The sequence below is a fragment of the Ralstonia flatus genome, assembly GCF_958439105.1.
GTDB classification, from domain to species: Bacteria; Pseudomonadota; Gammaproteobacteria; order Burkholderiales; family Burkholderiaceae; genus Ralstonia; species Ralstonia flatus.
In genome coordinates this window covers 162712-177241 of record NZ_CAUDLI010000012.1, presented here as the reverse complement: position 1 = coordinate 177241, position 14530 = coordinate 162712, and the positions used below count along the sequence as shown (strand labels likewise).

13 protein-coding genes are annotated in these 14530 nt (G+C 63.0%); 6 read left to right on the top strand and 7 right to left on the bottom strand.

Features of this window, described 5'->3' with window-relative positions; genetic code table 11:
* Positions 1–72: 72 nt before the first annotated feature.
* From R2676_RS23490 to R2676_RS23470, 5 genes are all read right to left on the bottom strand, one after another.
* A complete protein-coding gene (locus R2676_RS23490) occupies positions 73–870 on the bottom strand; it encodes a peptidylprolyl isomerase (RefSeq protein WP_027681407.1) in 798 nt (265 codons plus the stop codon).
* Between the two features lie 42 nt (positions 871–912).
* Positions 913–1185, bottom strand: a complete 273-nt coding sequence (locus tag R2676_RS23485) for a BolA family protein (protein WP_009238095.1) — start codon at positions 1183–1185, stop codon at positions 913–915.
* A complete protein-coding gene (locus R2676_RS23480) occupies positions 1185–1757 on the bottom strand; it encodes a septation protein A (RefSeq protein WP_027681408.1) in 573 nt (190 codons plus the stop codon). Before R2676_RS23480 ends, R2676_RS23485 begins: the two co-directional genes overlap by 1 nt.
* A gap of 43 nt (positions 1758–1800) precedes the next feature.
* A complete protein-coding gene (gene msrB / locus R2676_RS23475; protein WP_027681409.1) occupies positions 1801–2187 on the bottom strand; it encodes a peptide-methionine (R)-S-oxide reductase MsrB in 387 nt (128 codons plus the stop codon).
* Between the two features lie 128 nt (positions 2188–2315).
* A complete protein-coding gene (locus R2676_RS23470) occupies positions 2316–3905 on the bottom strand; it encodes a protein adenylyltransferase SelO (protein ID WP_206272077.1) in 1590 nt (529 codons plus the stop codon).
* 343 nt (positions 3906–4248) lie between these two features.
* On the opposite strand from R2676_RS23470, the gene R2676_RS23465 reads away from it, so the two are divergent.
* The 6 genes from R2676_RS23465 to R2676_RS23440 all read left to right on the top strand — a co-directional run bounded on the left by R2676_RS23465 (position 4249) and on the right by R2676_RS23440 (position 11266).
* The gene (locus R2676_RS23465; protein WP_027681411.1) at positions 4249–5877 is read left to right on the top strand and encodes a 3-(methylthio)propionyl-CoA ligase; all 1629 of its coding nucleotides are present in this window, start codon (positions 4249–4251) and stop codon (positions 5875–5877) included.
* 218 nt (positions 5878–6095) lie between these two features.
* The gene (locus R2676_RS23460) at positions 6096–7352 is read left to right on the top strand and encodes a branched-chain amino acid ABC transporter substrate-binding protein (RefSeq protein WP_206272078.1); all 1257 of its coding nucleotides are present in this window, start codon (positions 6096–6098) and stop codon (positions 7350–7352) included.
* Positions 7353–7479: 127 nt separating this feature from the next.
* Positions 7480–8427, top strand: a complete 948-nt coding sequence (locus R2676_RS23455; protein ID WP_102067403.1) for a branched-chain amino acid ABC transporter permease — start codon at positions 7480–7482, stop codon at positions 8425–8427.
* Positions 8428–9762 carry a branched-chain amino acid ABC transporter permease gene (locus tag R2676_RS23450; protein WP_206272079.1) on the top strand — a complete coding sequence of 445 codons (1335 nt, stop codon included), beginning with the start codon at positions 8428–8430 and terminating at the stop codon, positions 9760–9762.
* Positions 9759–10547 (top strand): ABC transporter ATP-binding protein, encoded by a 789-nt coding sequence (locus tag R2676_RS23445; protein ID WP_027681415.1) that lies wholly within the window; start codon positions 9759–9761, stop codon positions 10545–10547. The genes R2676_RS23450 and R2676_RS23445 overlap by 4 nt, the downstream gene beginning before the upstream one ends.
* Complete coding sequence (locus tag R2676_RS23440) at positions 10547–11266, top strand: ABC transporter ATP-binding protein (protein WP_012435575.1); 720 nt, start codon at positions 10547–10549, stop codon at positions 11264–11266. Before R2676_RS23445 ends, R2676_RS23440 begins: the two co-directional genes overlap by 1 nt.
* Positions 11267–11334: 68 nt before the next feature.
* On the opposite strand, the gene R2676_RS23435 is transcribed toward R2676_RS23440, so the two are convergent.
* The gene (locus R2676_RS23435) at positions 11335–12861 is read right to left on the bottom strand and encodes an amino acid permease (RefSeq protein ID WP_206272080.1); all 1527 of its coding nucleotides are present in this window, start codon (positions 12859–12861) and stop codon (positions 11335–11337) included.
* A gap of 78 nt (positions 12862–12939) precedes the next feature.
* On the bottom strand, positions 12940–14475 hold the full coding sequence (locus R2676_RS23430) for an amino acid permease (RefSeq protein WP_206272081.1): 1536 nt from the start codon (positions 14473–14475) through the stop codon (positions 12940–12942).
* Positions 14476–14530: the final 55 nt, after the last annotated feature.

Sequence of the window (14530 nt, the reverse complement as noted above, 5' to 3'; positions counted from 1 at the left end):
CGATGCAACCCGGCCATCAAATCAAAAAGGGGCACGTGGCCCCCTTTTTTCACTGCCCCAACGGGCGGCTGCTTACTGGATCTTCGCTTTTTCGCGCAGCTCTTTCAGCATCGCCTGGAACTTGCTGCGTTGCCAGTTCTGGTCGCCCATCATCATCTCGAGCAGCTGCGGCTTGACGTCTTCGTACGACGGGATCTTGGCGTCACGCGTGTCGTCCAGGCGGATCACGTGCCAGCCGAATTGCGTCTTGACCGGCGTCTGCGTGATCTGACCTTTCTTCAGGCCCGTGAGTGCGGCCGAGAATTCCGGCACGTAGGTGCCCGGGTTGGCCCAGTCCAGATCGCCGCCGTTGGCGCCCGATCCCTTGTCCTTCGATTGCGCCTTGGCGATGTCTTCAAACTTGGCGCCGGCCTTCAGCTTGGCGATGATCGCCTTGGCGTCGGCTTCCTTGTCCACGAGGATGTGGTGGGCGTGGTATTCCTTGCCGTTGCCGAACTGCGCCTTGATCTTGTCGTACTGCTTGTGCAGTTCGTCTTCGGTGGCCGGGCTGTTCTTGACGTAGTCCTCGAACTCGGCGGCCACCAGCACGTTCAGGCGTGCGGAAGCCAGCTGCTCCTGAACGTCGTCGCGCTCCAGCAGACCGCGCTTGGCGGCGTCCTGCTCGATCAGTTCACGGTCGACCAGCATGTCGCGGGCCTTGGCGCGCAGCTCAGGCGATTCGGGCTGGCCCGACTTCTTGATCAGCGCGTCCACCTTGGCGCTCGGAATGGCTTTGCCGTTGACCACTGCGGCATTCTGCGCCATGGCGGGAGCAACGGTCGCGGCAAGGGCAACAGCCAGCAGGCTGGCAGTGAGGCTGGAAATCTTCATGGGATTGCGTTCGAGGGAAGGACGAGTGAGCGTGGAATGCGCTTACGTGTTTTCTTCGGGAGTGACCGCGCGGATCGCCAGGGCATGGATTGCCGCCGGCCACAGCGTGTGCAGCGCATCATACACCATGCGATGGCGCGCCAAACGGTTCTTGCCGGCAAAGGCCGCGCTGACGATTTCGACGTTGTAATGCCCGCCGCCGGAGGCTGCGCCGGCGTGTCCGGCGTGCTTGGCGCTGTCGTCTTCAACGACCAGTTGGACGGGCTGGAAGGCCTCGCGCAGGAGGCGTTCGATTTCTCGCGGATCTGCAGCCATCAGCGGTCGTCTCCGATGTTGGCGTCGTTCGCCGCATTGGCGGGGCGCTCCTGCATGTGGCGCGCCAGCCAGACACTTTGCGCAAGGATGAACACCACCATCAGGCCCATCGAGCCGAACAGCTTGAAGTTGACCCACACGTCGGTGTCGAAGTTGTAGGCGACGTAGAGGTTCAGGCAGCCCATGACCAGGAAGAACAGCGCCCACACCAGGTTCAGGCGGCCCCACATCGGCTCGGGCAGCGATACCTGCTGCTCCATCATGGCGCGGATGAGGTTCTTGCGAACGAACGCCACGCTGCCCAGCAGCACCACGCCAAACAGCCAGTACAGCACCGTCGGCTTCCACTTGATGAAGGTCTCGTTGTGGAAGATGAGCGTGGCGCCGCCAAACACACCGATGATGAGCAGCGACAGCCACTGCATGGCGTCGACCTTGCGGTGCTTGAACCACACCCAGGCGATCTGCAGCACGGTGGCGACCATCGCGACGGTGGTCGCCACATAAATACCGGCCACCTTGAAGGCAGCAAAGAACAGGATGACCGGGAACAGATCGAACAGGAATTTCATGCGGGAACGCGCTTGTGCGGGCCTTTGCGGCCCATTAGGGAGATCAATCGCCGAATTTTAGCGCAGCCGAGTTGATGCAATACCGCAGCCCGGTAGGCGCAGGGCCATCTTCGAACACGTGGCCAAGGTGCGCGCCGCAGTTCTTGCACTGCACTTCAATACGCAGCATGCCGTGCGAGCGGTCGGTCTTCTCGGCGATCACCTCGCCGTTGATGGGCTGGAAATAGCTCGGCCAGCCGCAACCGGCGTCAAACTTGGTCGACGATTCAAACAGCGGCGTGCCGCAGCAGACGCAGTTGTAGACGCCGCGCTCCCAGTGGTCCCAGTACTTGCCGGTGAAGGGGCGTTCGGTGGCGGCTTCGCGGGTGACGCGGTATTCGATGTCGGAGAGTTGGTCGCGCCATTCGGCGTCGGATTTCTTGACGGTCATGGTGATGAGACTCCTTGTTGGATTCGGCCACCGCAAGGTGAGGACGACTGGGCGGCTGATGTTGTTTGTCGTGCTGCTGCGGCAATCCTGACAGGCGCGGATTAGAGCACGGTGTCAGTTCCGGCGCATCACGACGAGCAGCTCACTTCCAATGACGATGCCCAGTCCGGTGCCGGCTGCGCGTAGTGCTCGAAGCCGGGGTGGTCGTCAAACGGGCGGGCCAGTACGGCGCGCAGGTTTTCGACTTCCGAAAAATCCTTTTCCTTGGCGCGGCGGATGGCGATTTCGGCCAGGTGGTTGCGCAGTACGTATTTCGGGTTGACGCGGTACATGGCGGCCGCGCGCTCGTCGTCGGATTGCGGTTCGGCCTGCAAGCGCTGCCGATAAGCGGCAAGCCATACGTCTGCGGCGGCGCGGTCGAAGAAGAAATCGCGGACGGTGCGCGCTTCTGCCGCGGCGGGCGTGTCGTCGCGGCGCACCTCGGCGAGGTGGCGGAAGAACAATGTGTAGTCGGCGCGCTGGTTGTGCAGCAGCTTGAACAAGTCGCCAAAGAGCGCCTCGTCGGCGTCCTGTGCGGTCGAGAGGCCAAGCTTGGCGCGATAACGTGCGTAGAAGGCTGCGCCGTAGACGTCGCGGTAGGTCAGCAATACGTTTTGCGCGGCGTCGATGGCGGGTTGGGCCTGCGCTTCGTCGCTCAAATTGACGAAAACGTCGGGATCTTCACCGAACAACGGTAACAACGCCTGCGCGAGGCAGAACAGGTTCCAGTAACCGATTTGCGGCTGCTGCGCGTAGGCGTAGCGGCCGCCGGTGTCGGAGTGGTTGCAGATGTGGTTGGCGTCAAAACCGTCCAGGAAGCCGAACGGGCCGTAGTCGAGCGTGAGGCCGAGGATCGACATGTTGTCGGTGTTCATCACGCCGTGGCAGAAGCCGACGGCCTGCCAATCGGCCATCAGTTCAGCCGTGCGGCGGGCCAGCTCGCGCAGCAGGGCGAGATACGGTTGCAGCTCGCTGCGGCAGGCGGGGTAGAAGCGGTCGATGACGTAATCGGCAAGGGCGCGGAGCTGGGGCAGTTGTTCGCTGGCCGCAAAGTGCTCGAAGTGGCCGAAGCGCACGAACGACGGCGCAAGGCGTGTGACGACGGCGGCGGTTTCGATCTCTTCGCGGCGCACGGGGGCGTCAGCGCCAGTCACGCACAAGGCGCGCGTCGTTGGAATGCCCAAGCCTGCCATGGCTTCCGAGCACAGGAATTCGCGGATGGACGAGCGCAGCACGGCGCGCCCGTCGCCCATGCGCGAATACGGCGTACGGCCAGCGCCTTTGAGCTGGACTTCGCACGGGCCATCGGCGGTCTGGAATTCCGCCAGCAGCAGCGCACGGCCGTCGCCCAACTGGCCTGCCCACACGCCGAACTGGTGGCCGGAATAGACGGTGGCGAGCGGGTCGCTCCAGGCGGCGACGGCGTTACCGGTGAATACGGCCAGCCCCGCGGCGGTGTCGAGTTCGGCGCGCGTGATGCCCAGCGGCGCCGCGGCATCTGGCGAGAAGCCGACCAGGTACGGTTCGCCAATCGCTCCCGAAGGCATGGGCATCGGGGGCAGGCGTGTCAGAAAGCGTTCGCCCAGCGCCGAGAAACCGGGGGCAGTGGCGGGGCGGCCGGGCCAGTCGAAATGGCTCGCAAGGGAATCGTCAGGCAAGGCGGCGGGGGAGGCAGTCATGGAAAGGGGCGGCAGGCCAGTGGCCGATAGCACAGGAAAGGGCGCAAAAACAGTGCCGAATCCTCAAATGTTGTGCGCTTTGCAGCGCAGCAAAACGCACGCTGCGTAGGGGAAAACGCCATGTTGAGACGCAGCAACGCTATCGCGTATTGTACTTGCGAGTAAAGAAAGCTGCAGCCTGCGAACCCTTGCACCACAACGATTCGCAGGGTTTTACAGATGGCCGGGTAAACATGGGGGCCGATGTGGCAGCGCACAACAATATCCCGTTGACGTGCTTGGCGATCACGGGAACAATCGGCCAAAAAATAGAACGGTTGTTCAGTTTTTTCTAGGAGACACCATGGCCCTGATGGGACAAATGATGAGCGCCCCTTTGCTCATCTCGACCATCATCGAACATGCAGCGCGCAATTCCGGTTCGACTGAAGTCGTGTCGCGCCGTGTCGAGGGCGATATCCATCGCACCACGTACCGGCAAGTGCGAGACCGTTCCAAGCAACTGGCGAATGCGCTGGCCGCACTGGGCGTGCAGCCCGGCGAGCGCGTCGGTACGCTGGCCTGGAACGGCTATCGCCATCTCGAAATCTATTACGGCGTCTCCGGCTCGGGCTCGGTGTGTCACACCATCAACCCGCGGCTGTTCCCTGACCAGATCGCCTACATCGTCAATCACGCAGACGATCAGTACGTCTTTTTCGACCTGACGTTCGTGCCGCTCGTCGAGGGCATCGCACCGCATTGTCCGAACGTGAAGGGCTGGGTGGCGATGACGGATCGCGCGCACATGCCCGCCTCCAGCGTGCCGATGCTCTGCTACGAAGAGCTGCTCGACGCGCAGAGCGCCGATTACACCTGGCCGCAGTTCGACGAGAACACCGCGTCCAGCCTGTGCTACACGTCGGGCACCACGGGCAACCCCAAGGGCGCGCTGTATTCGCATCGCTCCACGGTGCTGCACTCGTATGCGTCGGCCATGCCGGATGCGCTTGGGTGCTCGGCGCAGGACGTGATCCTGCCGGTGGTGCCGATGTTCCACGTCAACGCGTGGGGGCTGCCGTATTCGGTGCCGCTGGTAGGCGCCAAGCTGGTCTTCCCGGGGCCGAAACTGGATGGCGCTTCGCTGTTCGAATTGTTCGAGCAGGAGAAGGTGACGTTCTCGGCCGGCGTGCCGACCGTGTGGCTCGGTCTGCTGCAACACGTGCAGGCCAACAAGCTGAAGTTTTCGACGTTCCGCCGCACGGTCATCGGTGGTTCCGCAGCGCCCCCGGCCATGATCCGCACGCTCAACGAGCTGGACGTAGAGGTCATCCACGCGTGGGGCATGACGGAGATGTCGCCGCTGGGCACCACGTGCAAGCTGATGGGCAAGCATGCCGATCTGCCGGATGAGGCCAAGCAGCATGTGCTGGAGCGCCAAGGCCGCGCCATCTACGGTGTCGAGATGAAAATTGTCGATGCCGAGGGCCACGAGTTGCCGTGGGACGGCAAGGCTTTCGGCGACCTCTACGTGCGCGGGCCCTGGACCATCCAGAGCTATTACCGCAACGAGGTGTCGCCGCTGGTGGATGGCTGGTTCCCGACCGGCGACGTGGCCAACATCGATGCCGACGGCTACATGCAGATCACCGATCGCAGCAAGGACGTCATCAAGTCGGGCGGTGAGTGGATTTCGTCCATCGACGTGGAAAACGTGGCGGCAGCGCACCCCGGCGTGCACATGGCCGCATGCATCTCGTGCCATCACCCGAAGTGGGACGAGCGTCCGCTGCTGGTGGTGATGAAGAAGCCCGGCGTGGAACTCACGCGTGAGGAGATGCTCAAGTTCTTCGAAGGCAAGGTTGCCAAGTGGTGGATTCCGGACGACGTGGTGTTCGTCACCGAAATTCCGCTCACGGCCACCGGCAAGATGCAAAAGCTCAAGCTGCGCGAGCAGTTCAAGGATTATCAGTTCCCGGCTGTACAGGCTTAGCTGGATATAGAAACCGCCGCCCGTGCAGGGGAGCCACTCCGGCACGAGGACGGCGGACGTAAGACAACCGGATCAGGGCCAGCCGCCGTGTATCGATGACCGATGCAGCGGAATGAAGCCCGGGCGCGTTGCAACCTGGAGACGCAAGCAGCCGCAAGCCCACCAGAGGCACGCGGAGAGTGACTCGCCGGCGGCTCCACCACATGAAGGAGACACGCATGACGAAGTTCCGTCCGTTGGTTGTGGCTGTTGCATGTGTTGCGGCGATCGGTGGGGCAGTTTTGCCTACTGCAGCGTCCGCCGCCGAAACCGTGAAGATCGCCTGGATCGATCCGTTGTCCGGCCTGATGGGCGCGCTGGGCCAGAACCAGTTGCGCAGCTGGCAGTACATCGCCGATCTCGCCACGCAGAAGAACTGGGCCGGCGACGGCACCAAGTTCGAAGTGGTCGGCTTCGACAACAAGCTCTCGCCGCAGGAGAGCCTGACCGTGCTCAAGCAGGTCGCCGATCAGGGCATCCATTACATCGTGCAGGGCAACGGCTCGAGCGTCGGCATGGCGCTGGAAGACGCCGTGGCCAAGTACAACGAGCGTAATCCGGGCAAGGAAATCATCTACCTGAATTACGCCGCGGTGGACCCGGACATGACCAACAGCAAGTGCAACTATTGGCACTTCCGCCTGGACGCCAACTCCGACATGAAGATGGAAGCCCTGACGAGCTTCCTGGCGAAGGATCCGAAGGTCAAGAAGGTCTACCTGATCAACCAGAACTATTCGTTCGGGCATCAGGTTGCCCGTGCGGCCAAGGAATACCTGAAACGCAAGCGTCCGGACATCGAGATCGTGGGTGAAGATCTGCACCCGTTGGCGCAGGTGAAGGATTTCTCGCCGTATGTGTCGAAGATCAAATCGTCCGGCGCCGATACCGTCATCACCGGCAACTGGGGCAGCGACCTGGCTCTGCTCATCAAGGCCGGCAAGGATGCGGGCCTCAACGCCAATTTCTACACGTACTACGGCGCCACCACCGGCGTGCCGACGGCGATGGGCGCCGCTGGTGCCGACCATGTGAAGTTCGTCGGCTACTGGAACGTCAACAACGACGGCTACAAGGGCGCCGATATCGTCGAGGGCTACAAGAAGAAGTACAACGACGACTACTACCTCATGGCGTCGTATACCGGCATCGCCATGCTGGCCAAGGCCATCAAGCAGACCAAGTCGGCAGAACCCGCCAAGGTGGCCAAGGCCTTCGAAGGCATGAAGGTCGACAGCCTGAATGGCACCTTCGAGATGCGCGCGTCTGACCACCAGGGCCAGCAGCCGCTCTTCATCGCCACCTGGCAAAAGACCGACGGCAAGAGCGTCAAGTTCGACCAGGAAAATACCGGCTACGGCTGGAAGACCGACGCGGTGCTCGATCAGTACGTCGCGTCGCAGCCAACTTCCTGCCAGATGAAGCGTCCTCAATAACGCGGCGGGTGGTGTGCCGAAGGGCCGCCCGATGCTATCGTGCGGCGATGTTTTAAACGGAGTCCATGGGCCAGCGCTTTGATGCGTGCGGTCCATGCTTCGCCGAATCTGCTGGAAGGGCTGCAGCGTGGAATTTCTAGTCATCAATCTCTTGAACGGCATCAGCTACGGGCTGCTGCTGTTCATGCTGTCTTCAGGCCTGACGCTGATCTTCAGCATGATGGGCGTGCTCAATTTTGCGCATGCCAGCTTCTACATGCTGGGCGCGTATTTCGCCTATGTCGTCAGCGGCTATCTGGGTTTCTGGCCCGCGTTGATCGTGGCGCCGCTGCTGGTGGGTGCGCTGGGGGCCGTGGTCGAGCGCTTCGGCCTGCGCACGGTGCACCGCTATGGCCACGTTGCCGAACTGCTGTTCACCTTCGGGCTGGCCTACCTGATTGAAGAGGGCGTGAAGCTGGTGTGGGGCCTGCCCGCCGTGCCGTATCGCGTGCCGGACGCACTCGATGGCCCGCTGTTCACGCTGTTCACGTCGTCGTTTCCGAAGTACCGCGCCTTCATGATGCTGGTGTCGCTGCTGATGCTGCTGGGCATCTTCCTGTTGCTCACACGCACGCGGATCGGGCTTGTCATTCAGGCCGCGCTGACGCACCCGGACATGGTGGAAGCGCTGGGCCACAACGTGCCGCGCGTCTTCATGCTGGTGTTCGGCGGTGGCTGCGCGCTCGCCGGCCTGGCAGGCGTGATCGGCGGCAATGCCTTTGTGACCGAGCCCTCGATGGCGGCTGCGGTCGGCTCCATCGTGTTCGTGGTGGCGGTCGTGGGCGGCATGGGGTCGCTGGTGGGCGCATTCATTGCATCGCTGCTGATCGGCTGCATCCAGACCTTTGCCGTGACGCTCGATATTTCGGTGACCAGCCTGCTCGGGAAGATCGGCGTCACGCTCAACCCGGACGTGCCGCTCATCTCGGTCTGGAACCTGACGATTGCGCAAGTCGCACCGGTGCTGCCGTATCTGCTGCTGGTGCTGATGCTGATCTTCCGCCCGCGCGGGCTGATGGGAACGCGGGAGAGCTAAATGGAACGCACCATGCACCAACAAGCGCAACAACAAGCCGCGCTGCCGGCCAACGATCGTGCGCGGACAATGAAGTTCAAGCCGGTCAATCTTGCCCGCTGGCTGCTCTGGGGCACGACGGCACTGGTGATGATCGTGCTGCCGCTCATCTGGCCGCAGGGTTTTGCCATCACGCTGCTCTCGCAGATGGGCATCATGATCATCTTCGCCCTGTCGTACAACATGCTGCTCGGGCAGTCCGGCATGCTGTCGTTCGGGCACGCGGTGTATTCCGGTCTGGGCGCCTTCATGGCCGTGCACCTGCTCAACAAGATCGGCGCCATGCAGGCGCTGGGCATTGGCGGCCCGCTGGCCGTAGCCCTGCTGCCGATTGCCGGCGGCTTGGGCGGCGCGCTGTTCGGCGTCATCTTTGGCTACGTCACCACCAAGAAAGCCGGCACGACGTTCGCCATGATCACCATGGGTATCGGTGAGATGGTGTTCGCCAGCGCCTTGATGTTCCCGGACTTCTTTGGGGGCGAGGGCGGCGTGTCGACCAACCGCAGCATCGGCGAAGGGCTGCTTGGCGTGACGTTTGGCCCGGCGCGGCAGGTGTATTACCTGATCGCCACGTGGTGCCTGATTTCGATGGCGCTGATGTACGCATGGACGCAAACGCCGCTGGGCCGCATCGCCAACGCGGTGCGCGACAACCCCGAGCGCGTGGAATTCATTGGTTACAACACGCAGCGCGTCCGCTTCCTGGTGGTGATTCTGTCGGCGTTCTTCGCGGGCATTGCGGGCGCGCTGTCCTGCATCAACTTCGAGATCGTCACCGCCGAGAACGTGTCGGCCGTGCGGTCGGGCTCGGTGCTGCTGGCGGCATTCATTGGCGGCATGGGCAGTTTCTTCGGGCCGATCATCGGCGCGGTGCTCACGGTGTTCTTCACCGTCGCGCTGTCTGGCATCACGAAGGCATGGCTGCTCTATCTGGGCTTGTTCTTTGTGCTGATGGTCATGTACGCGCCGGGCGGCATTGCCAGTCTTCTGGTCATGCATCTGCCCATCCTGCGGCGCGGCAAGCTCAAGACACTGCTGCCGGCGTATGGCGTGGCGATCGTGCCGGCGGTCATCCTGCTGATTGCGTTGATTTCCACCGTGGAAATGATCTACGCCGTGCAGGACGATGCCTCCGGTGGTGTGGCGAAGCTGTTTGGCCTGACCGTCGAACCGACAACCTTGAAGCCGTGGATTGCCGCCGCCGTGTTGTGGCTGGCGGGCGCCTTCGGCCTGCGCGCCGCAGCGGGCAAGCTGCGGGCCGCTTGGGACAACGCATTGCAGGAGCCGCAACCATGAGCCAACCGACATCCGGGCCGACCGCAGCGCTCGAGTTGCGCGATGTTCGCAAGCGCTTTGGCGCAACGGAAATCATTCGAGGGGTCAACCTCACCATCGGCAAGGGCGAGCGCCATGCGCTCATCGGCCCGAACGGTGCCGGCAAGTCGACCACGTTCAACCTGATCTCGGGCCGCTTCCCGGCCAGCTCGGGCAGCGTGCGACTGAACGGTGAAGAGATCAGCGGCCTGGCGCCGTTCGAGATCAACCGCAAGGGCCTGTCGCGCAGCTTCCAGATCACGAACATCTTTCATCGTCTGTCGGTGTTCGAGAACCTGCGCTGCGCGGTGCTTTGGTCCCTCGGCTACAAGTATTCGTTCTGGCACAAGCTGGCCGAATTGCGCGATGCACGCGAACGCGCCGAAGAAGTGCTCGAGCAGATCGGCATGACGCACCGGCGTGATGCCGCTGCGGGCCTGCTGACGTACGCCGAGCAACGCGCGCTTGAAATCGGCATCACCATTGCGGGCGGTGCCGATGTGATCCTGCTGGATGAACCGACCGCCGGCATGAGCCGCTCCGAATCCGACCACGCGGTGGATCTCATCCGCAAGGTCACCGTCGGCAAGACGCTGGTGATGGTCGAGCACGACATGAGCGTGGTGTTTGGCCTGGCCGATCGTATCTCGGTGCTCGTCTACGGCGAAGTGATCGCCACCGACACGCCCGAAGCCATTCGCAACAACCGTCGCGTGAAAGAGGCCTACCTCGGCACCACGCTGGACGAACCTGCAGGAGCGCATTGATGGCAACGAATACTCCGATGTTGGAGGTGCGCGACCTGCACGCGTACTACGGCAAGAGCCACATCCTGCACGGCGTCGACATGCATGTGGGCGAGGGCGAGATCGTCGCGCTGCTCGGCCGCAACGGCGTGGGGCGTTCGACCCTGGCCAAGTCCATCATGGGCATGGTGCGGCACGAAGGCGAAATCCTGCTGCGCGGCAAGAACGTCAGCGGCCTGCGAACCTTCGAAGTCGCGCACAAGGGCATCGGTTATGTGCCCGAGAACCGGGATATTTTCCCCACGCTGACGGTGCGGCAGAACCTGCTGCTTGGAGAGAAGCGCAACCCCAGTCAGCCCAAGCCGCGTTGGCAGGTGGAGGACATGTACCAGATGTTCCCGCGCCTGAAAGAGCGCGAGAACACGGCCGCCGGTGTGCTGTCGGGCGGCGAGCAGCAGATGCTGACGCTGTGCCGCACGCTGATGGGCGATCCCGATTTCATCATCATCGACGAGCCCACCGAAGGTCTTGCGCCGCTGGTCGTGACGCTCGTGGGCGAGTATCTGAAGACGCTCAAGGAGCGGGGGATCTCCGTACTGCTGGTCGAGCAGAAACTCGCCATTGCCCTCGACATTTCACAGCGGGTGTATGTGATGGGCCACGGGCAGATCGTGTTTGAAGGAACGCCCCAGCAGTTGAAGGCGGACGCGAAAGTCCGGCAGGAGTGGCTGGAAGTTTAAGCGCCGCTGGTCGATTCACGGCGTACAGATGGCCCGCATGGACAACCGTGCGGGCTTTTTTATGGCACTCAGTTGACGACAGTGCGCGCCGCAGCGGCTTCCGTGGTCGCCTCGGCTTGTTGCAGATGCGCGGCGCTGAACTGCATCTCCGAGTACTTCACGAACCGCGTCTTGAACTTCCAGCGGTAAGCCAGCCAGATCGCCACGAACAGGATCACGCCGCAATAGGTTGCGATGAAGGCGCCGAAGTTGTCGATCGGCGCAAACAGCGCCTTGGTGTTCTGCCCGAGAATGATCACCACGCAGAGGATCGCGACCATGATCGGCCCGAATGGGAAGAACGGCGACCGATACGACAGTTGCGCCACTGAATGCCCCTGGCTGGTGAACCCCTTGCGGAACCGGTAGTGCGCCAGCGCAATGCCGAACCAGGCAATGAAGCACGTCACGGCGGACGTATTCAGGAGCCACAGGTAGACCACCTGATCGCCAAACAACGAGCTGAAGAAGCACAGCGCGCCAACGGCCGACGTGGCGACGAGCGCGCGATGCGGCACGCCGTTGCCCGACACCTTGGCAAACCAGCGCGGCGCCTGACCTTCTAGCGACAGGTCGTACAGAATCCGCGTCGATACATAGAGGCTCGACGTGCCGGACGACAGCAGCGCGGTCAGCACCACCGCATTCATCATCCCGGCCGCAAATGCGAGGCCCGCATGCTGGAACACCAGCGCGAACGGGCTGACGCCGACGTCCGTCGCTTCATTGCGCAGCAGGTTCGGGTCGGTGTACGGCAGCAGCACGCCGATGATCAGGATGGCCAGCACGTAGAACAGCAGAATGCGCCAGAACGTCTGGCGGATGGCGCGCGGGATCGTGCGGGAGGGGTTCTCCGCCTCGCCGGCGGCCACCCCGATGGTCTCGACGCCCTGGAACGAGAACCCGGCAATCATCGCCACACCGACCATGGCAGGCACACCGCCCACGAAGGGTGCATCGCCCACCGTGAAGTTCTGCCAACCTGACTGCGGCCCGCCGTGCATGATGCCGAAGATCATCGCCAGGCCGATCAGCAGGAACACGACGATGGTCACGACCTTGATCATCGAGAACCAGTATTCCGCCTCGCCAAAGCCGCGCACGGAGAAAGCATTGAGGCCAAACATCAGCAGCAGGAACGCGGCGCTCCACACCATGCCCGACACGCCCGGGAACCAGTACTTCATCACGAGTTGCGCGGCGGCCAGTTCCACGGCAACGGACACGGCCAGTGCAAACCAGTAATTCCATCCGAGTGCAAAGCCGAAGCCTTCTTCGACATACAAACGGCTGTATGTCACGAAGGAGCCCGAGACCGGCAGATGCACCGCCAGCTCGCCGAGACTCGTCATCAGGCAATAGACCATCACGCCGATCAGCGTGTAGGTCAGCAGTGCGCCGCCGGGACCAGCTTGCGCAATGGACGCGCCGGATGCGACGAACAGCCCCGTGCCGATGGCGCCGCCCAGGGCGATCATCATCAGGTGGCGCGAGCGCAGGCGGCGGCGCAGTTCGGATTGGGCTTCGAGGCCGGTGGGGGTGATGGGTGTATGCATAGCCGGTGGCGCCGGAGCGGGCGCCCCAATAAAAACGCCGGCCGGATGCTGTGCAAACGGCAGGCGGAGCGGGTGTAATTACTGCGTGCGGTTCGGGACGGTCGGCAATTCAGGGCCGGGGTCTTGGCCGGCCAGCGAATCGCGCAGCACGGGCGGGCGCGGGAAGTGCATGTCCTGGTAACGGACGATGCCGCCGCCACGCACCAGCCGATACCCGATCCAGATCAGGAAGAAGACCGGGATACCGATGTAGGTTGCGATGACCGCCGGCCAATCGACGGTGCCGCTCGTGAACGCCTGGTAGTTTTGGCCGAGCGTGATGACCAGGCACAGCCCGAACGCGAACAGCGGACCATACGGGAAGAACTTGGAGCGGTACGGCAACTGCGCCGGATCATGCCCCTGCGCCACCAGCCCCTTGCGGAATCGGTAGTGACTGATGGCAATGCCAAGCCATGCGACGAAGCCCGTCATGCCGGACGTATTCAGCAGCCACAAGTAGACCGTCTTGTCGCCATACAGCGAACTCAGGAAACACAGCGCGCCGACGGCCGTCGTCGCCAGCAGCGCGTTGCGCGGCACACCGTTCCGCGTCAGTTGCGCAAAGATGCGCGGCGCGCGGCCCTCGGTGGCGAGGTTGTAGAGCATGCGCGTGGATGCATACATGCCCGAGTTGCCTGCCGACAGCACGGCCGTCAGGATCACCGCATTCATCAAGCCGGCGGCAAACGCCAGGCCGGCATGCTTGAACACCAGCGTGAACGGGCTCACGCCAATGTTGGTGACTTCCGTCGACAGCAGATTCGGATCGGTGTACGGGACCAGCACGCCGATGATGAAGATCGCCAGCACATAGAACAACAGGATGCGCCAGAACACCTGCTTGACCGCACGCGGAATGGTGCGTGCCGGGTCGGCCGATTCGCCAGCCGCCACGCCGATTAGCTCCGTCCCCTGAAACGAGAACCCCGCGATCATCGCCACGCCGATCATCGCCGGCAGCCCGCCCACGAACGGCGCATCACCGATCGTCAGATTCTGCAGGCCCGATTGCGGACCGCCCTTCATGATCCCGAAGATCATCGCCAGGCCAATGCCGATAAAGAAGATGACCGTGACGACCTTGATGAGCGCGAACCAGTATTCCGCCTCGCCAAAGCCGCGCACCGAGATGGCGTTGAGCAGGAACATGATGGCGAGGAACACGGCGCTCCACAGCACGCCTGGCACATCGGGAAACCAGTAATGCATGACGAGCTGCGCGGCCGCCAGCTCCACGGCGATCGTCACGGCCCAGTTGTACCAATAGTTCCAGCCGAGCGCGAAGCCGAAGCCTTCGTCCACGTACAGCGCGCCGTAGGTGGCAAAGGAGCCGGAAACGGGCATATAGGCTGCAAGCTCGCCCAGGCTGGTCATCAGGAAATAGACCATCGCCCCGATCAGGATGTAGGCGGCGAGGGCGCCTCCGGGGCCGGCCTGCGAGACCGACGCGCCCGAGGCCACGAAGAGCCCGGTGCCGATCGACCCGCCGATGGCGATCATGGTGAGATGGCGCGCGCGCAAGGTGCGGCGCAAGCCCGGCGTCTCTGAGGACGGGGTAGCGTGTTCTGACATGGATACAGAGTGGTCGATTTTGCTCGGATCGCGAATCAAATCGACGAAATGTGAC